We start from the raw sequence: 17038 nt of genomic DNA, 5'->3' as shown, positions 1-17038 counted from the left end.
CGCCCCCCCTTAACCTCCGACTATACATTCCCTCTCTTTGCGTCCAGCGACCGAAAAGTCACCTTCGCTACCTACAAGACACCTGCCACAGCTGCTGTATTTGTGTTGTATAGCTCTGACTCATCATTTCACGCCTCATCCCCCATTCGGGGTTGCTCGGCACACTCGCTGCACGCAGCGTCCCCCTTCCCCAGCGACCATTGATTTCATCAAGGACTGCCATCACACGGGATGCTTCTGCCGGCTGAATTACCGCAAACAGATCGTCCGAAAACTCACCAGGCTGTCGAAGGTCCAGCAGCAGGATCACTGCCTTGCTGTATTTAAATCCGGGTTGAAACACATGGTCTAGTGCATCCACTGCTGCCCTTGTCAGCAAACGTACATCGTCTGTTGGGTATGGCAGTGTTACTACCACTCCCTTGGCGTATTTGGCTTCATCAGGATTGAACATGCCGGTGCGTATACTGACCCGAACCTTTTTGCAGTATGACTTCTGAACTTTCAGCTTTTCCGAGGCGCGCATCATGTAGGTGGCCACTGCCTCTTTTATTGGTGCCAGCTCAGTCAGTCGTTTGCCGAACATGCGGCTACAACAGATTTCCTGCTTTGGCGGATCTGGCTCGTCCAGCTCAAGGCAAGCTGTCCCGGCCAATTCGCGAGCAGTTTTCTCAATAACGATGCTGAATTTCTTGCGCAGCGTCCACGGGTCAGCCTTTGCCAGGTCCATGGCGGTACGAATGCCCATCGCTTCAAGGTGCACGGTCATTCGCCGCCCTACTCCCCACACCTCAGACACAGCTGTATTGCGCAGCACCCAGTCGCGCTCGAAGTCCCCGCAAAGATTCACTACCCCGCCGGTTTGGGCCTGCAATCGCTTCGCAGTGTGATTGGCAAGTTTGGCCAACGTTTTGGTATGAGCGATCCCGACACCTACCGGGATGCCGGTACATTGAAATATGCGGCTGCGTGTTTTCCGGCCCATAGCCGAAACGTCAGCTATGCCGGTCAGGTCAGCGAATGACTCATCGATGCTATAGACCTCCACCGCCGGGACCATCGCTTCGATCAAGCTCATAACCCGCTCGCTCATGTCGCCATACAGCGCATAGTTCGATGAGAAGGCGACAATGCCCAACTTCTCCAGGCGATGCTTTATCTGGAAATACGGCTCCCCCATTTTCACGTGGGGCTTGGCGTCATAGCTGCTAGCAATCACGCAGCCGTCATTGTTACTCAGCACCACGATGGGCACTTTGGCCAGATCGGGACGAAACACACGCTCACAGCTGGCATAGAAGCTGTTGCAGTCGATGAGCGCGAATACTGGATCTGGCTTAATTGCCATGGCTGCGTACTGTGTGAGTGATCACTCCCCAAATGGAAAGATCGTCGCCTTCCAGCACATGCCGGTCTGGGTATTTCGAGTTTTCAGACTGGAGAATGACCATCTTTTCTCGCATGCACAGACGTTTGCAAATCGGATCGTTGTTGAGCAGCGCTACTACGACATTGCCATGGACTGGTTCGATTGAACGGTCGACAACAGCCAGATCCCCGGAAAAGATCCCGGCGCCCTGCATGCTATCGCCATCAATTGAGACCAAGTAAACGTGCGGAGCACGGATGTTCAGCACCTGGTCTAACGAGATTTGCTTCTCGATATGGTCTGCTGCAGGTGACGGAAATCCGGCTGGAACCTTGAAAGAGCAAAGAGGCAGGCGAATGCCTCCTTCTACAATTGGACCCAGAGAAGTGAAGCTCATGACGCACGCCTTAATTTAACTGTATGTATATACAGTTAACTGCAGAGCGTGATTCAGGTCAATTCGCCTTTAGGAATTTTCGACGAGAGGGAAGCCTTGAGCACTTCAAGCTACGCTTCGTTCAGGCCCCCTTTGCAAGAGGTCACCACGATGTGCGGTCGATTTGTACAGTATCAGGGTATGTCTGATTATCTTGAGGTGTTGGCGCCTGACCGGATTGTCGTGAGCGGGTATGACAATCAACCCATAGGTCGCTACAACGTCGCACCTGGCACGCACGTCAGTATTCTTCACGGCGGAGATGAGGGGCTGCGGATTGATCCCGTCCACTGGGGCTGGGCGCCGTTCTGGGCCAAGGGAAAACGCGCTGACCCGATCAATGCCAGAGTGGAAACAGTCACAACCGGAAATTTTTTCAAGCAACTCTGGCCCAAATGCCGGGCCTTGGTCATGGCTGACGGATGGTATGAGTGGGTCAAGAATCCGGATGATCCGAAGATGAAACAGCCCTACTTCATTCGACTGAAAAGTCAGGCGCCAATATTCTTCGCGGCGCTGGCCGAGGTACACCCAGGACTGGAGCCTCATGAAGGGGATGGGTTTGTGATTGTCACTGCTGCCAGTGATCAGGGGATGGTCGACATTCATGATCGACGGCCCATGGTGTTCTCACCCGAGCGTGCGCGAGAGTGGATGGGGAGCCATCTCGATCGAAAGGTAGCTGAAGAGTTGGCGTTGAACTGTTGCCAGCCAACAGAGGACTTTGAGTGGTACCCAGTTGGCAAAGCTGTGGGCAATGTGAAAAACCAAGGGCCTGAGTTGATCAGACCGCTGAAGTCATAACCGTGAAAAATTACAGAATTGTCCGCTTCATTTAGGTGTGCCAGCACACCTGTAATGCTGGGTCTACCGAGACTATCTGGAGATGGCGTTTTGCCCTATCTTTGCTGCACACATAGATATTCGGATACTTTAGGACCTTTCTCCCTTTCCTCCCAGTCCGAGATTACTCATTGCGCTAGCTGAAATCGTGTACTCCCATCCTTCTGCCAGGTTTAACCAAAGGGTAAAAAATGATTCGTACTATTATCGACAAAACTGCAGAAAAGCTAACTACAGCATGGAGACACAACACAGTTATAGACTGGTATAACGAAAATTCTGCCCCGCATGAGATGAACATACTCGCTCGGTTTGCAAGCGCAGCAGCTGAGACTTGGAAAGAAGCAACAGCATTTTATGAAGTCATGATCGACAATGGACGAATTGATTTATTGATCGTTTCACCAGAAGGGATTTTGCTTGTAGAAGGAAAAACAACATTCCACTCCAATACAACCTATTTAATAGAATCTCTGAACAGTCAAGTTGAGCGAGTACATGGCACCAACGGAGGAATGCGTCGGCTAATTGATCATAAGATACCGTCATACTGCCGCGAGCGCTGGAATCTAGAAACGCCACCACCCATGTACGTCGTTACGCTTTCTTGGTGTAATTCCAAAGGGCTTAAAGCCTGGGAATCATCTGAAAAATGGAGCGAGTCGATATCCGGTTTCACCTCTGGAAACACGCCCTTTATTTTTAGTGAGTACGAGCACTACTTACTTTTCAAATACAAAAAAACGAACGGTATGGCGTGGCTTGAAAACGATACCCTGCCAGCACATGACAGCCCTCACTTCAGCGCAGAGATCTCTTTGACGTAAGCCTGACAGGCCTGAAGCGCGATCAGTCCTTGATCGCCGTCGCCGGTGATTCCGATAATTCGTTGAGCATGCGCTGAGTCAAGTTGGGCTCTACGGGCGCCATAAACCACGCCGCCGGGGCTGGTGGTGGCCTGCACTGCGTCACAACCAATTGCGGCGGCGTCGAGTTGGACTGACAACCGCAGGTCAGCAGTAGCAAGGCGATCACGCAGGCGTGCCTGTTTAGTTTTTTCATCAGTAAGGGCTCTGTAATGGGCTTGGTCGCTGGCTGCCAGCCATTGCTCCAGGGCGAGTCGTTTGCCCTGCTCCGCCAAAATTTGTGCGGAGTTGGCATTGGCCAGATTGGTGCGCTCGGTTTGGGATTGCGGTTTGAGCGGCTGGATGATCAGCAGGTGCGGGAACGGTTTTACCGCTTCGGCGGCCGGGGTGGTGTCCGTCCCAAAAGCTCCGGTCGGAATAATGTTGGCCAGCGACGGGCTGATGTTGCCTGCAATGTTATTGATCGCCGTAGCGGCCCTGCCCACTTGTTCTTGGAGCACGCCTAGGCGTTCTTCAATGAGCGACGCCGCCCGTGTGGCCTTGTTGTAGGTGGTCACCACCGTCCCGACCTTGGACTGGGCCGCACTGATCCCGCGTATCAGGCGCTGAGCCTTGGCTCCCGTCTCAGCGCTGATAAAGGGTAGATCGTCCAGTCCATTGGCGGCACCGGTGATCTCGTTGATGGCGCCATTGACCGGGCCAAGCATACCGTCAAGGCTACGGCGTCCGGTTTCGCCTGCGGCTGTCAGGTAGCTCAACCCTGACTGCAGCTGCGCCATATAGGCCATGTACGCTCCTTACCCCACATGCGGGGCGTCATATAAGTTACGGCTCGACATCTGCTGGCCGATTTGTTCCATCTGCCGCTGCAGGTGCGGTTGGAGTTCCCGGGCCAGTGCGGCCGGGTCTTTGACATCGCCTTTCACGGTGATTTGAAGCGGTGCATTGATGTCGATTTTCTGATCGATCTTTGGCGGTTCGACTTTGAGCACCGGCTCAACTTTCGGTGGCATGGCCAGTGGCCCCGTGCAGGGGTGAGCCGGTGACAGGCAGCGCATGGGCTCGCGGGCATAGGGCGTACGCGAGGTGCGGTATTGGCCGGGCTCGGCGGCGCCGGTGTCACGCGGGATACGCATGTACTCGTCGGCCCATTGGTCGACCCACAGTGACGGGTCAGGCCGCAGCCCACGGAAATACGCCTCGCGGTACACCTCTGCACCGTTCGGGGTTTCCGTGTGCATGGGTTAGCTCTTGTTGTTGAGGGCGTGAATAAGGTCAGCCGAAGACATGCGCTCGGCATCTTCCAGCGAGGCGCGGATGGCATCGGTCAGACGGCGCTCGATTTCCCAAGGGTCAGTCATGGCGGCCAACTCCGGCGCCAGTTGCGGGGGCATGCCCAGCAACTGATCGCGCAGCAGGCGCCCCGCGTTGAAGGCACCGGTTTTGACTGCCTCCAGCTCGACCTGTGAACCCTGAACCTTGTGGAATTCAGCCTCGGCCAACTGCGCCAGGTAGTACTCGCGGTGGGCACGAGCTTTTTGGAAGTCAGGTTGCTTGCCAGTAGTGCCGATGGCGGGCTGCGGCGCAGCCATGTTCGGCGTGGATTCGATCAGCGGGGATAACTGGCTGATCACATCGCGCTGCACTCGGGCCTCTTGATGCCGAGCCGCGACGGCGGCTTTAGTGGGGTCGGCGGTTTCACGGATCAGTGCGATGGTCTCTTCAACATTGACCTGTCTTTCATCCGACGACAGGACCAGTTGATTGTTCTTTCTGAGCCAGGTTATGTAGCTAGGCGCCTTACCGATGTAGGCCGCAAAAGCGCTCTTCGACAGAAAAATGGGGTCTGTCACAAGCCCTCCTTTTCAACGGCTTTTCAATGCAAGCCTTTCAATTTCAATGGATTGAATTTCAATAAGCTGACAAGCCTGCGGCTAACGCTTTCCCGCGGGTTTCCTGCCCCGTACCCGTGGAAAATGCCCAGGGTCCCCGGCAGAATTTGAGAGACGAGAATTATTCTGATTGGTCCGAACGGGGTGGATTTTCACAAACCCCGAGGCGCTTGGCGGCCCAGCGCTCGTAAAGGCCGATGGCAACGTCTGCCCCGGCCATCGCCGTGAGGCAGCCCACCGCCGACGCTGCCCAGATCGACACGCCGTTGGCATGCAGCAGCATCATCGTGGACAGCCCGCAGCCGACGCAGGCACCTGACCGTAAAGCCAAGCGCCGCACCAGTGACCAACCCCGGGCGCCATCCTTATCCGCTCGCCACATCTCACCCGACACACCCCCGATCAAGGACAGTGTAATCACCAGCCAGATCGGCATATCAGCTAACGCTTGTTGCTCTGTTGTCATTGCCTGCCCCTAAACGCAAAAAACCCGGCGCAATGGCCGGGTTTAGTGGTGGGTGTCGGCCGCTCTCTGCGGTCGCACCTATCGAAGATGACTACTTTTTACAGGTGGATTCTCATGGCAGCAAGCCGCTTTTAATGCCATCGGTGAATAAGTGGGTTACACAAGGGGAATGTCTGGCGAATGTCGGTGAATACATCACCACGGCTATAGCTTTTAGTGCGCTGTCCTACCTGTCCTACCTTCTTGAGTCAGGTAGGACAGCTACAGACGCCTAAAATAAAGGGCTGTCCTACCGTCCTACCTCTTTTACTCTTTTCTCCCGTGAAGAAAGAAAACTTAAAACACGCCTGCGCGACACAGGCGCGAACGCTCGCCCACTACGCTCACACGCGCAATGTGCGCCACAAGGTTGGACAGTAGGACAGCCCAGTAAGTACGTGGCCTGTAGCTGTCCAACCTCATAAGGGCAAGGTTGGACGGTAGGACAGTATTGGCCATAAATACGGGCAACATCACGCAGCCCTACCCAACAGCAAGCCTTCAATGCAGACGTGAGCATCATGCAGCCGCCGATAGTAGGTCGGCGTGCTGCATCCGCAGTGCTGCATTTTCTGCGAGAGGAAGCTGTCCTGATTGCAATAGTGCTCTCTGACTATCAAGGACAACTCAGGTGACAGGTGCTTGTTCACAATCAGCTCAATATCAACCGATTCATCCAACAGCACTCGGCTGCCTCTGGTCCCTCGTATCAATTCGCCTTTACACTCCATTAGCATCGCAATCATGTTGCCGCCTACAGCACCGCACGGAACCGGTGTATGTAAATCCTGAGCCCAGAGTTTCAGCATTTCATCGATTCGCTTAATCATCGAAACATGGCTCCTCGATCGGATCGCGCACGAGAGAAGAAAAGCCTCCCCAGCCTTCTGGTTTCTTGTACGCCCACACACGCACCCCGCTTTTTGGGTGAGCTGTCACACGCTGCTTACGCCAACCGAGACGATGCATAATCGAGCCGACGCGCATCTGCTCAGGCTTACCCCAATGCCCAAGATCCAGCTTTAACGCACTGCCGAGGATATCGCTGCCTGTTGCGTGCTCACCGATCTGTGCCTCTTCAAGCCACTTGAGAATGGGACCTTCCCACTCATCACAAACAAAACGTTCTTCCTGCGCCTCGGCAAATAATGGTGCCTCTTCGCGCTCTACCCACCAGAGATCCCCAGCCGTATAGCCCGCCATCGCTTCTGCCCAAAGCTGATCGCGAACTTCGCGTAACTGGGCAAGATCGACCTTGGTACAGGCCACCGGCCAGTAACGACGGTTTCCCGTGGCATCCTTTAAATATTCGTCCTGGTTGGTGGTGCCCGCGAAAACACACTGGCGTGGCACGTCCATCGTTCTGCGTCCATAGCTCTCGCGGTAAGTGTCGGTTGAGGCCGAAAAAAACTGCTTGGCCTTTGTGGATTCAGCCTTGTTAAAACTATCAAGCTCGCCCAGTTCGATAATCCATTTACCACGGATAGCTTGGAACCCATCTTTGTCACCAAGGGAAAAAGGGGTGTCCATGAACCAATCGCCGCCCAAAATGGATAGCGCTGTAGATTTACCTGCCCCCTGAGCGCCCTCGAGAATCATCACAGAGTCAGCCTTGCAGCCTGGCTGCATCACTCGCCCGACGGCGGAGATAAGCCAACGACGTCCAACCTTCGAGCTGTACTCACTGGCTTCCACACCCATGATATCGGTCAGCCAAGAGTCGATCCGCGATACGCGATCCCATACCAATTCGCGCAAGTACTTACGTACCGGATGAAACGAGTGGTAATGAGCTACAACACTGACTGCCTCCATTACACTGCTGACTTTGACCCTCAGGTTGTACTGCTGGGCAAGCCATTTCATAACAAGCATGTCGTCGATATCAGCCCACTCACCCGTTTTACCTCCGTACGGTGCTGCGCGCAGTTTCATTACCTTTGAGCTGAAAGAACTAAAGCCAATGACACCGGCCCAGCGCTCATCGTTACCTAGAATCAGCTCGACGTTTTGCATGTGGGCTATCAGCGAGCCGTTTTCTGTCCTTGCAAGTTGATCTTTCCAGCCACCAGCAGCAGGCGGCCTGACCACCGACAACACCTGGCGGCGGACTGCGTCCAAACCTTCGGCACAATGCAGGTCGTTGAAGTCGGTCCACTTGATCTCACGCTCGCCAGAAAAGACTGGGCCTACCACTTGGCCGCCAACGATCAAAGCAGCGTTGCTGCCCTTCTCTTCGCCGGGGTTCCAGGGCTCGCCATTAGGGCGTTTGGTCTTCCAGTCATCGTCGCGGCAAACGATCAGGGCACGGCCCGGGAAACGCTCGCGCATGACCTTGGCCACCCCGCTCAAATTACCCGCGTCAAACGCGATGGCCACCGTCAAAGAGGTGGCCATATGCAGGCTTGCTCCGGTGGCGTAGCCTTCACAGACCAGTACCGGTTCGCCCGGCTCAGGGTGCGGGCCAATCAGGTGAAAGGCGCCTTCCTTGGACATGCCATAAGGCCAATAGGACTTGTCGCGGCCAGTGTCCTGCTGTTTCTCCGGGTAGATAACCTGCAGCCCTACGATCTGATCCCGCACATTGCTCATCGGCACCAAGACAGCACCGGAGCGCGGGGCGTAACGCACGCCCATGCCGACGATCTGCTTGCGATCGAGGTAAGCGCTACGGCCCTTCTCCGGCATGCGCTTGAACAGGCCAGATGCACGATTGGCAGCACGGCGTGCGGCGTTCGCGGCTATCTCAGCAGCGCGGCGCTTGCCTTCCTCCTGACGAGCGCGCATCACGTCGCGCTCTTCCTGGCTCATACGGCCAGATTTGACCTTAACCTTGTTGCTGTCGCCCGAACGCCAGTCACCGAAGCTGCCGAAAATCAGAGTCTCGTTTTTCTCGGTGCGATGCTCATGGATCACATACCAGCCGTTTTTCTCTTTGCCCTTGTCCTGCGTGGTCTTGCAGCGGGTCAGCTTGCCGAACGTGAGTGGTTGCGCAGGCTCAAGGCCGTGGTCAGCGAATTGACCGAGAACGTCATCGAGCATAACGGGTACCTATTTGTTCATTCAGTTGTTGGCAGGCTGCACAGCGCGTGCAGCTGGTGACGGCCAAACGGCGGGCCTGGGGAATTGATGAATCGCAGTCCACGCAAAACTCGAAAGACGCAAACACCGGCTGCGCTTTGCGCGCTGCCAGGGCCAGGTCGATGCGTTCCTGCACCAGGTCGTTAGCAAAATCTGCGATATCAGCCACGGTCGGTACCCCGCGTGGTCGAGTTGACGTAGCAGGCACGGTTGAACATGCCCAGCAGCCCCTGAATGCCGCGAAACACCTGCAGGCGGATCTCGGCCAGCTCGCGGTCATTGACCACCCCGTCGCCGATGCTTTTGGCCCAGGTGTCAGCCAGATCGGCGACCTGACGGAAATACACAGCTAGACCAGTGGTCAGCGTCTCGGGCATATCGTCGGTATAGGCCTCGGCCAGCTCCTGCCAGATCGTGTCCCCCACCAACGCATGCACCGCATCCAGGATGCGGCGGTCTTTGGTCAACTCCAGGATCTCGGCGAACTCTTGAACATTGACCGTGTGGCTTGGGTGGGTCACATCCGCCACGTTGCTGCGCTGATTGATATTCGCGCATACAAGGCTGACGAGGAGCTGGCCAGACCGCAAAGTGACTCACCGGATAAAGACGACTAGCCAAGCGCCGCCAACAAAGCGAAAACCGTGCGGTGCTAGATGTTCCAAACAGCCTAAAACCACACTCCCCAACTTCTGCCGTCACGAACGGTATGGAAAAAGTTATGGCCAATCGAAGCGCAGCTCAAGTCGCACCCATCCTCCCGCGCTTTATTCGCGCCGGAGAGGCATACGGCTATCTCGGCATGTGCCGGGATGAATTCAACAAAACAGTCCGACCTCACGTTAGGGAATTCCCGATCGGAAAACAGGGTGTCGGCTTCGACCGACTGGAACTTGACGCGTGGGCCGACACCTACATTCAGGCCATGGCGATTGAAAAAGCAGCAAATCAGGACAACAATCGGCCCCGCAGCGAGCGCCAGGGCGGATCCAAAGGAGATACGCAATGGCACAAAAAGCAATCACCGGGCTCCAGCAAATGCCGAGCGGCATCTGGAAGATCGACAAGAAGTACCGAGGTGAACGAATTCAAGAGAGCACTGGCACTCGTGACCGCGCCGAAGCTGAGCAGTACCTGATCTATCTCTTGGAACAGCGCCGAAAGGAGAAGGTGTACGGGATCAGGAAGGTGAGAACCTGGCGGGAAGCGGCAACTCGCTTCCTGCTTGAAGTGAAGGATCAGGCCTCGATCCATATTTCAGCAACGTACATGGCACAGTTGGATCCGTTCATAGGGGACATGCCGATCACGCACATCGATGACGACTCCCTGGCACCGTACATTCATTCCAAGCTGCACCCTGCCGAGGGCAAGCCTGTAACGAATCGCACGGTCAATATTGCCCTTCAACGGGCAATCAGGGTTCTCAATCTGTGCGCGCGCAAATGGCGTGATGATGAGCGCAGACCATGGCTTGATGTTGTGCCGATGATCTCGCTCCTGGATGAGAAGACGAACTGCCGCAAGCCCTACCCGCTTTCTTGGGAAGAGCAGTCGATCTTGTTCGCTGAACTGCCGCCACACCTGCAGACCATGGCCATGTTCAAGGTCAATACGGGGTGTCGGGAGCAGGAGGTTTGCAAGCTTCAATGGGATTGGGAAATCGCGGTACCGGAGCTGGATACAACGGTGTTTTTGATTCCTGCCGGGTTCGGCGGGCGAAGCGCAAGGTCTGGCGTGAAGAACCGGGACGAGCGCCTGGTGATTCTCAACACGGTAGCCAAGTCGGTCATTGAGAAGCAGCGAGGCCAGCACAAGCTGTACGTCTTCCCTTTCGGCAAGCCAGACGGCGACGGGGGCGAAACGATGGTACACCGCATGAACGACTCAGCCTGGAAGAAGGCCAGGGTCAGGGCGGCGAAGAAATGGCAGGAGAAGTATTTGCGGCCGGCACATGATGGTTTCGTCCGGATCCGCATTCACGACCTGAAGCACACCTTTGGCAGAAGGCTGCGTGCAGCAGGCGTGACTGAGGAGGATCGCAAAGCTTTGCTCGGCCATAAGAACGGCAGCATCACCAGTCACTACTCAGCGGCAGAGCTGGACCAACTGATTGAGGCTGCAAACAAGGTATCAGTAACCGACTCACGCGCACCAGCGCTGACGATCCTGAAGAGGAGGCAGGGATAGCAGGAAAACCCAAGATCACTCGAAAAGTCACTAGGTAGAAATGAAAAAGCCACCCAAAAGGTGGCTAAGTCATTGAATAATATGGTCGGGACGGAGTGATTCGAACACTCGACCCCTAGCACCCCATGCTTGCATATCTCCAAAAAGCCCAATTAAATCAGGGCTTTGCATCTTGCGCTCGCTGCAACGACGCCCCACGATGCTCTACCACGATGAGCCATTCCCCGAATTTCCCCCGACGCATTACTCTCCCCTGCCCCGGCGTCCTACCAAAGTTCACCTATCCCTTTTTGCGAAAAAAGAAACATCGTCGGGATCAATAAAGTGATCTAGGAATAGCCCGACGCCGTCAGCCTCCTCCCACTCAACTAATCCCCAAAGCCTGGCTGCGTCAGCAAGCTCGAGCATTTCAGATAGCTCATCGCTGCGCACTTGGCGCCGCTCATAAGCGAGCATCGCCAGATCCACAAGCTTGCGCCAATGGCCCTCAGGGTCGGTGACTAGGTCAAAGTGTTGCTTGCTCGCAACTTGCCAGTCAGCAAGCGGATCCTTAACGTATCGACTCATGCCAAAGCACTGTATAAAAAAACAGATTTATAGCAGTTCTGCAAAGCGGAATATAGATCCGCTCAGCGGAGCTTTCCTATCCCAGCACTCATGGATGCCAGTGATCAGAAAATTAGTGCCAAGCCCCAAATTTTTTTGTGCTCTAAGGGGTTGTTTTGGATTACCTGTACCAGCTTAATCACTGGTAACCATGAAGAATGAGAGCACGCTACTATGGCAAGCAGTAACAACCCAGCTGGCATCTTGCTGGAGCATATGACGATAGCACTGAGTATACCCCCTGATCAGATCATGCTCGGAGTATGGGCACGAGTTTTCAATTGTGATACCGGATCCTCGGGGGAAATCCTGTCTGGAATTTCTACGCTTCTTGCGGTAATTCAAGAAGCTGAGCGAGCGACTATAGAATTTGCTCCCGGAAATCCGGAGAAATTTCTAGCCCCGCTGACCAAGATCAAGGCCTTTGTGACCTCCCATAATTTGGGCGCTCAATGGTCGACCTATAAGCGCAATTTGGATCCAGCTACGATGACGGCGCTCGAGTTCTCAGATCATATTCTGAGCATTGCTTACTCAGAAGATCATCCCGGAACAACCAAAGACATACGTGCTTTTATCCTGGCTTTGGACGAACTCCTGCAAGAATGCCTAGATTCTGAAATGAGTCCCGAGCTGAAGCAGTTGTTCGTCAGAAACCTTGAGGCGCTCAGGCAGGCTTTAATTCAATATCGTGTTGGTGGCGAAGAGGCAATCAGAGACATCCTGGACCAGATCACTGGATCCATAGTGAGGCATCAGGATGAAATCAAGAGTGAGTTCAGCAAAGCCGAAGAACTTTTAGTTAAGTCTGTAGGAATTATGGGCAAGCTCGAAGAGCTGATAACCAAAACACAGAACCTTGTTGCATTAGCTGCTCCTACCACTACATATCTCCTTAATTTTTTTAAATAGTCTCTAAAGCAACTCCCATCGCCGCTGCCCGCATGCCCATGCAGCGGCAACCAACTCCCGCTCATACCCTATCCGCTGGCGACGCTCAGCCTGCTTTGCCAAAAACTCCATCCCTCCCCCCTAGAGCCGCCTCAAAGATACTTGGCTACGGCATCGTAGCTAGACTCGCAGGCAAATCCGGCCCGGCGACTTGCTGTAAGCGCTGCCGCCAGCTCACCCGCATATCCATCAGCCTCTGATCGCAGCTCGGCGAGCAGATCGACAAGGTCTTCGATTGTCTTGCCTCGCTCGGCAAGGCGGGTATTGAGGGCGGTCTTGTCGGCAAGTAGCTGTCGGGTTTCGTTGCGCAGGCTGTCATTGTCAGCGAGCTGCTGAGCAGCAAGAGCATCATCCACTGCTTTCTGATTCGCTGCATCGGTTCGTACCTGGTCAATAGTTCGTTGGCGTTGCTGTTCGGCCTGGCGGGCTTTCTCGCTTGCCTCCGTGGCGGCAGTGGCTACACCAGATTTGTAGTCAGAGTATTCGGCCCGGACTTTGGCCAGTTGGTTGCCGTAGCGCCAAGCGTCCACTTTCCATGTGGAAAAACAGGCAATGGACACCAACAGGGCAAGGCCCAGCCAGCGGCCAAGGCTCACGCCAACACCTTAAGCGCCTTGGCATACAACGCCTGACGATCTGCCGCGCCGTTCTGTCCACCATTGATGCGGCTAGTAATCTTGCTGAATCTACCGGCATCGGCCAGCGTGTTCAGGCCCCTGCTCGCCCAGAACCACGCAGCCGACATGCAGGCATGCTGCGGTTTCTCCAGTAGCTCAGGGTGATTGATCAGGTCGAGGCCGAGCGCTTCGCCGCACTCGGCGTAGTTGGCACGGCCGGTGATCTGGATCAGGCCCCGTCCACGGTACTTCGAGCCGTCACCCTTCACGGTATTGCCCAGGTCAACCCTGCCCTCGTATTTGGCCTGGGCTTTGGTTGGGCCCCAGATTTCTTTCACATACTTGAGCTGTCCAGACTCATGCCCGATCTGGGCGATGAAAGCAGCTACGCGCTTCGCCCCGACGATCTGGTAATGCCCCATCGCGGCGTTGAGTACCGGCACAAAAACGCCGGCAACTGGGCCGGCGTTTGGGAAGATCTGCAGGAGTTGTTTTTGGGTTATCGACATAAGTTGCCCTTACTGAAAAGCCCGCACAAGGCGGGCCTGCATTGAATTGCACGCCGAGTCAGTAAACCGACTCAGCCAACATGGCCTCCAGCGAAGCCAGCTCGACGCCGTCCAGCGCCTTGGAAAAGGCGATAGGCGCGCGATAGGAGCCGTTACGCATCTGCGGCGTGCCTGCGTTGATCTGTCCGATCATCAGTTCGTTTTTCACAACCATGGTATTCAGCGCGGCAGAAGACAAGGTGTCGACCAGTACACCATTGACGCGCAGGCGAATTTCGCCGGCTGCCCGGTCGTAGATGAACACCACCGCCGTCATTTTGGTGTCGGTAAGCAGAGGCCCCGTATAGGTGTCGTAGGTGGCGCGACCTACGGTGCCGACGAAAAAACGCATTTTTCCGTCAGCGCTGCCAAGCCACCAGGCGTCAGAAGGCGCGCCAGGGTTATTGATTGAGCTAATGCCAATTTCCTTACCGACCACCACGCCAATGGTGAAGCCGCCTGAAGCCTGGAACGCGGCACGCTTCAAAACATGCGCCTGCGCATTGATCGAATAGGCCTCATGGCCGTCGGCAAAATTGATAAAGCGGCTAGCAATAGACGCTGCACCATAAGTTGGGCACGCTGCGTCAGTGACACGATCCAGGAAGCCAGTACCTGCCGGGTCGATATCCCAGCTGAACAGCCCTGGCCAATACTGCAAGCCATCAATATTAGCCACTGCCACTTCGTTCGCAGTGACGTCAATGAGCGGCAGGCCAGCGACAGTGACACTTCCTTCAAGTTGCAGAATTTGGCGTGTACCCATGATCAGATCTCCACTTCAATAGTTTTTCGGAATGCGACACACCAGTTGTACAGATAGCCTCCGTCGAAACGGGAGCGATCACGGGTGTCGGTGTCGCGTAGACAACCACGCGGGCCGCCACCGGGCTTGTCGCCCTGGTTCAGTTGCATGGCATATTCAAGCTTTGCAGCGGCGGCCGGCGGCGCGGCCAGCTGGATGACGACGGAACGCCGATCACTGCCGAGGGCGATGCTCTGGATGACCGCCGCCGGATCGGACAGGGCAAATCCGTAATGCCCTGGATCGGCTACCGCCGCTGTGTCGAACACCAGGGCTCCGACCGGGCCGGCGCTTTCGCTGGTGCCGCTCGGGGCGTTGCTGAGTTGCACGGTGAGGGTCGTGCCGACCAGTTTCACGCTCAATGGCCGCAACGGCTGCCACTTCTCGCCGAGCAGGGCGAAGCGTTCGGCCCGAGCTTCAAGCTCGCCGAGTTTGATGTAGCCTTCAGCCAAGATGTGCGCTGAGTCCCAATACGGGAATTGGTATTTAGGTCCAATCAGACACATCGCCGGATTGGTTTCGTGCGCCAACAGCTGGCCTAATGGAATTTCTTGGGTGGCGGAGTAATGGGTACTCATCTGCGACAGGAAGCCTTTCGGCGGCACTGTCTGACCCGTGATGGCCATCACATCGGTGGTGTAGTCCGCCAACCATTCGGCCAGATACCCCGCATAGACCGCCGCCGTGGTGGCAGTTTGTGACTCACCATGGATGATCGAAATCGAACTGACGACGTGATCCCAACCGTTGGCCACCGCCAACGCATTAGCGTTCTGCGTGGTCGTGATTGCAGCGGCATAAACGCTGGTCCCTTTTTTCAAGTTGACGTAAGGCACTCCGCCGATACCGTGAACGGTAGCCAGCAACCGAACATCCGCACGAGTCGAGCGCACAGCCCAGCGCCGTAATGCTAACGCCCAAGACGAACTGATCGTCTCGCCGAGCACACCGTTAGGGTATTCCCGAATCGGGATAAACGCTGGCGTCGCGGCCATGTTCGGGCGCGGCCCGCCCTGTAGTGATAGGCAGTAGCCCCGCATTTCTTCAGGAATCGAGGTGGTAAACAGGTCACCAATGCCGGGCACACGGTTGACACTGCCGTTGACGCCGGGTTCGAACGCATACTCGCCCGTTAGATTGAGGACATAGCCGCGAGAACCGACGGACAATGACTGCCCTGTGATGATTTTCTGCAGGAGTACCTTGCCCTCATTGATGCGAAAACCGTTAGGTAAGATGCTGTACGACTCTACAACGCCACCGGATTCCCGCAGGCAGCGCACTACGTTACCGGCGCCGACTATCGGGGCCAGCCAATTCGCGCCGGCTGGAGTCAACTGGCGATAGGACTGTCCATCGTGAACCATGACCTGTTGTTCGCCCTCAGCGGTGATCTCGCGGACCAGCCATTGCGGCGGCGCGAACTCCACCGACGCCCCCTGTGAACTCTCCACCAGATCCAGCCGGGCGGTGATGGCCACCAAGCCGGCACTCGTCGTATCACGATCAGCCTCAAGCGCTGTAATTCGTTCGTCCGGCGTGATATCGCTGGTCGCCAACACGACAGAACCGCCCGACACGATCACCATTGGATGCGGGTAGTTACGACTACGCGGCCTTTTCTTCGGCTTCTGGCGAGCGGCCAACGATGATTGATCCAGATACTGTGCATGTTCGTGGCTTGAATGAAAGATGCCATCGCGATCCAGGTAGGCCAGCATCTGATTGCCAACGCTAACCGCGAAACGAGTGCCCGTCCTCCCGCGGGGAAGCCGACGCGACGCACCCCATTCCAATCGCGGCAAACGCGAGGCTATATCGTCCACTGCCGCTGCGCTCGAATAACGCTTAACCTCTTGAGCTGCTCCACCGACATTTTCGTACTCAATGATATATTCCCGGCTGTTCGGCGAAACCACCGTAAAAGACTGGCCCGACACCGTATCCCTAAGACCCTCAGCGATATCCGCCTTGCGGCCTATGTTCAAATTAAATGTGTCCCGAGCTGCTTCGGCATCAACTCGGGCGATGCTTGCTCTGTTAGCTTCGCCTTTAGATCTTTCAGCTTCTTGCTCAGAGCGCACGGCTGCATCAATTGCAGGAATAGCCAGGGCTGCATCCTCAATCCACTTCAGGCTTTTGCGCGATCGCCCAAGCCGGTCGTCGTATTCGTAATCGTCACCATTGGCAAACTTGTCGAGGTTCTCAGCGTTATCGCTCAAGTCTTTTGCCGCAGTTGATCCAACTGGGTTGCCGGTGTTATTGGCCATGTGAATATTTCTCGCAGACACGCCTACGGCACTGCAATCAAGGCAGTGTTTAGGTCGTG

Annotated in this window: 18 protein-coding genes, 1 tRNA gene and 3 pseudogenes; 6 read left to right on the top strand and 16 right to left on the bottom strand. The window is 55.6% G+C overall.

Annotation, left to right across the window (positions count from 1 at the left end; genetic code table 11):
• Nucleotides 1–67: 67 nt before the first annotated feature.
• Together umuC and KO536_RS04035 are read right to left on the bottom strand one after the other, a co-directional pair.
• On the bottom strand, nucleotides 68–1348 hold the full coding sequence (gene umuC, locus KO536_RS04040) for a translesion error-prone DNA polymerase V subunit UmuC (protein WP_219261172.1): 1281 nt from the start codon (nucleotides 1346–1348) through the stop codon (nucleotides 68–70).
• The gene (locus tag KO536_RS04035) at nucleotides 1338–1766 is read right to left on the bottom strand and encodes a LexA family transcriptional regulator (RefSeq protein ID WP_219261171.1); all 429 of its coding nucleotides are present in this window, start codon (nucleotides 1764–1766) and stop codon (nucleotides 1338–1340) included. Before KO536_RS04035 ends, umuC begins: the two co-directional genes overlap by 11 nt.
• Before the next feature lie 150 nt (nucleotides 1767–1916).
• On the opposite strand from KO536_RS04035, the gene KO536_RS04030 reads away from it, so the two are divergent.
• Together KO536_RS04030 and KO536_RS04025 are read left to right on the top strand one after the other, a co-directional pair.
• On the top strand, nucleotides 1917–2609 hold the full coding sequence (locus KO536_RS04030) for an SOS response-associated peptidase family protein (RefSeq protein ID WP_219261269.1): 693 nt from the start codon (nucleotides 1917–1919) through the stop codon (nucleotides 2607–2609).
• A gap of 230 nt (nucleotides 2610–2839) precedes the next feature.
• Nucleotides 2840–3475 carry a hypothetical protein gene (locus KO536_RS04025; protein ID WP_219261170.1) on the top strand — a complete coding sequence of 212 codons (636 nt, stop codon included), beginning with the start codon at nucleotides 2840–2842 and terminating at the stop codon, nucleotides 3473–3475.
• Here the strand turns inward: KO536_RS04025 and KO536_RS24490 are convergent.
• From KO536_RS24490 to KO536_RS03985, 8 genes and pseudogenes are all read right to left on the bottom strand, one after another.
• On the bottom strand, nucleotides 3445–3867 hold the full coding sequence (locus KO536_RS24490; RefSeq protein ID WP_374105688.1) for a lysis protein: 423 nt from the start codon (nucleotides 3865–3867) through the stop codon (nucleotides 3445–3447). The two genes, KO536_RS04025 and KO536_RS24490, sit on opposite strands and share 31 nt — an antisense overlap.
• 657 nt (nucleotides 3868–4524) lie before the next feature.
• Nucleotides 4525–4755, bottom strand: a pseudogene (locus KO536_RS04015) (phage terminase large subunit family protein); the annotation flags it as partial.
• A gap of 3 nt (nucleotides 4756–4758) precedes the next feature.
• Nucleotides 4759–5367, bottom strand: a complete 609-nt coding sequence (locus KO536_RS04010; protein WP_219261169.1) for a terminase small subunit — start codon at nucleotides 5365–5367, stop codon at nucleotides 4759–4761.
• Between the two features lie 160 nt (nucleotides 5368–5527).
• Entirely contained in the window at nucleotides 5528–5872 is a 345-nt protein-coding gene (locus tag KO536_RS04005) for a phage holin family protein (RefSeq protein WP_219261168.1), read from the bottom strand.
• A gap of 512 nt (nucleotides 5873–6384) precedes the next feature.
• Nucleotides 6385–6741, bottom strand: a complete 357-nt coding sequence (locus KO536_RS04000; RefSeq protein ID WP_219261167.1) for a hypothetical protein — start codon at nucleotides 6739–6741, stop codon at nucleotides 6385–6387.
• Nucleotides 6734–8953 carry a VapE domain-containing protein gene (locus KO536_RS03995; RefSeq protein WP_219261166.1) on the bottom strand — a complete coding sequence of 740 codons (2220 nt, stop codon included), beginning with the start codon at nucleotides 8951–8953 and terminating at the stop codon, nucleotides 6734–6736. Before KO536_RS03995 ends, KO536_RS04000 begins: the two co-directional genes overlap by 8 nt.
• The gene (locus KO536_RS03990) at nucleotides 8943–9161 is read right to left on the bottom strand and encodes a TraR/DksA C4-type zinc finger protein (RefSeq protein ID WP_219261165.1); all 219 of its coding nucleotides are present in this window, start codon (nucleotides 9159–9161) and stop codon (nucleotides 8943–8945) included. Before KO536_RS03990 ends, KO536_RS03995 begins: the two co-directional genes overlap by 11 nt.
• Nucleotides 9154–9510, bottom strand: a pseudogene (locus KO536_RS03985) (phage regulatory CII family protein); the annotation flags it as partial. The pseudogene KO536_RS03985 and the gene KO536_RS03990, both read right to left, overlap by 8 nt.
• On the opposite strand from KO536_RS03985, the pseudogene KO536_RS24195 reads away from it, so the two are divergent.
• From KO536_RS24195 to KO536_RS03980, 3 genes and pseudogenes are all read left to right on the top strand, one after another.
• A pseudogene (locus KO536_RS24195) lies at nucleotides 9511–9609 on the top strand (transcriptional regulator); the annotation flags it as partial.
• A 104-nt stretch (nucleotides 9610–9713) separates the two neighbouring features.
• Nucleotides 9714–10130, top strand: a complete 417-nt coding sequence (locus tag KO536_RS24190) for a hypothetical protein (protein ID WP_257622790.1) — start codon at nucleotides 9714–9716, stop codon at nucleotides 10128–10130.
• A complete protein-coding gene (locus KO536_RS03980; protein WP_257622789.1) occupies nucleotides 10031–11182 on the top strand; it encodes a tyrosine-type recombinase/integrase in 1152 nt (383 codons plus the stop codon). Before KO536_RS24190 ends, KO536_RS03980 begins: the two co-directional genes overlap by 100 nt.
• Nucleotides 11183–11264: 82 nt before the next feature.
• On the opposite strand, the gene KO536_RS03975 is transcribed toward KO536_RS03980, so the two are convergent.
• Both KO536_RS03975 and KO536_RS03970 read right to left on the bottom strand, forming a co-directional pair.
• A tRNA-Pro gene (locus KO536_RS03975) sits at nucleotides 11265–11379 on the bottom strand.
• 79 nt (nucleotides 11380–11458) lie between these two features.
• Nucleotides 11459–11749 carry a hypothetical protein gene (locus tag KO536_RS03970; protein ID WP_219261163.1) on the bottom strand — a complete coding sequence of 97 codons (291 nt, stop codon included), beginning with the start codon at nucleotides 11747–11749 and terminating at the stop codon, nucleotides 11459–11461.
• A 213-nt stretch (nucleotides 11750–11962) separates the two neighbouring features.
• Here KO536_RS03970 and KO536_RS03965 point away from each other — a divergent pair, with 213 nt between their 5' ends.
• Nucleotides 11963–12700: a hypothetical protein gene (locus KO536_RS03965; protein WP_219261162.1), complete on the top strand. Its 738-nt coding sequence runs from the start codon at nucleotides 11963–11965 to the stop codon at nucleotides 12698–12700.
• Between the two features lie 131 nt (nucleotides 12701–12831).
• Here the strand turns inward: KO536_RS03965 and KO536_RS03960 are convergent, their stop codons facing one another.
• From KO536_RS03960 to KO536_RS03945, 4 genes are read right to left on the bottom strand one after another with little or no spacing between them, the layout of a single operon-like run.
• Complete coding sequence (locus KO536_RS03960; RefSeq protein ID WP_219261161.1) at nucleotides 12832–13335, bottom strand: DUF2514 family protein; 504 nt, start codon at nucleotides 13333–13335, stop codon at nucleotides 12832–12834.
• A complete protein-coding gene (locus KO536_RS03955; protein WP_219261160.1) occupies nucleotides 13332–13865 on the bottom strand; it encodes a glycoside hydrolase family 19 protein in 534 nt (177 codons plus the stop codon). The genes KO536_RS03960 and KO536_RS03955 overlap by 4 nt, the downstream gene beginning before the upstream one ends.
• 58 nt (nucleotides 13866–13923) lie before the next feature.
• Complete coding sequence (locus KO536_RS03950; RefSeq protein WP_219261159.1) at nucleotides 13924–14670, bottom strand: LamG domain-containing protein; 747 nt, start codon at nucleotides 14668–14670, stop codon at nucleotides 13924–13926.
• A gap of 2 nt (nucleotides 14671–14672) precedes the next feature.
• Complete coding sequence (locus tag KO536_RS03945; protein ID WP_219261158.1) at nucleotides 14673–16979, bottom strand: hypothetical protein; 2307 nt, start codon at nucleotides 16977–16979, stop codon at nucleotides 14673–14675.
• Nucleotides 16980–17038 lie beyond the last annotated feature (59 nt).

Origin of the sequence: Pseudomonas sp. NKUCC02_KPG (assembly GCF_019345465.1) — a bacterium.
Taxonomy (GTDB): domain Bacteria; phylum Pseudomonadota; class Gammaproteobacteria; order Pseudomonadales; family Pseudomonadaceae; genus Aquipseudomonas.
Note: the sequence above shows the minus strand (reverse complement) of the source record. Positions and strands in the feature narration are given on the sequence as shown.

Excerpts from the sequence above, each read along its gene's own strand:
- KO536_RS03995 (WP_219261166.1), bottom strand. The coding sequence starts at position 8,953 with ATGCTCGATGACGTTCTCGGTCAATTCGCTGACCACGGCCTTGAGCCT.
- KO536_RS04000 (WP_219261167.1), bottom strand. The coding sequence starts at position 6,741 with ATGATTAAGCGAATCGATGAAATGCTGAAACTCTGGGCTCAGGATTTA.
- KO536_RS03945 (WP_219261158.1), bottom strand. The coding sequence starts at position 16,979 with ATGGCCAATAACACCGGCAACCCAGTTGGATCAACTGCGGCAAAAGAC.
- KO536_RS04035 (WP_219261171.1), bottom strand. The coding sequence starts at position 1,766 with ATGAGCTTCACTTCTCTGGGTCCAATTGTAGAAGGAGGCATTCGCCTG.
- KO536_RS03970 (WP_219261163.1), bottom strand. The coding sequence starts at position 11,749 with ATGAGTCGATACGTTAAGGATCCGCTTGCTGACTGGCAAGTTGCGAGC.
- KO536_RS04030 (WP_219261269.1), top strand. The coding sequence starts at position 1,917 with ATGTGCGGTCGATTTGTACAGTATCAGGGTATGTCTGATTATCTTGAG.
- KO536_RS03980 (WP_257622789.1), top strand. The coding sequence starts at position 10,031 with ATGCCGAGCGGCATCTGGAAGATCGACAAGAAGTACCGAGGTGAACGA.
- KO536_RS24190 (WP_257622790.1), top strand. The coding sequence starts at position 9,714 with ATGGCCAATCGAAGCGCAGCTCAAGTCGCACCCATCCTCCCGCGCTTT.
- KO536_RS03955 (WP_219261160.1), bottom strand. The coding sequence starts at position 13,865 with ATGTCGATAACCCAAAAACAACTCCTGCAGATCTTCCCAAACGCCGGC.
- KO536_RS04025 (WP_219261170.1), top strand. The coding sequence starts at position 2,840 with ATGATTCGTACTATTATCGACAAAACTGCAGAAAAGCTAACTACAGCA.
- KO536_RS04005 (WP_219261168.1), bottom strand. The coding sequence starts at position 5,872 with ATGACAACAGAGCAACAAGCGTTAGCTGATATGCCGATCTGGCTGGTG.
- KO536_RS03950 (WP_219261159.1), bottom strand. The coding sequence starts at position 14,670 with ATGGGTACACGCCAAATTCTGCAACTTGAAGGAAGTGTCACTGTCGCT.
- KO536_RS03965 (WP_219261162.1), top strand. The coding sequence starts at position 11,963 with ATGGCAAGCAGTAACAACCCAGCTGGCATCTTGCTGGAGCATATGACG.
- umuC (WP_219261172.1), bottom strand. The coding sequence starts at position 1,348 with ATGGCAATTAAGCCAGATCCAGTATTCGCGCTCATCGACTGCAACAGC.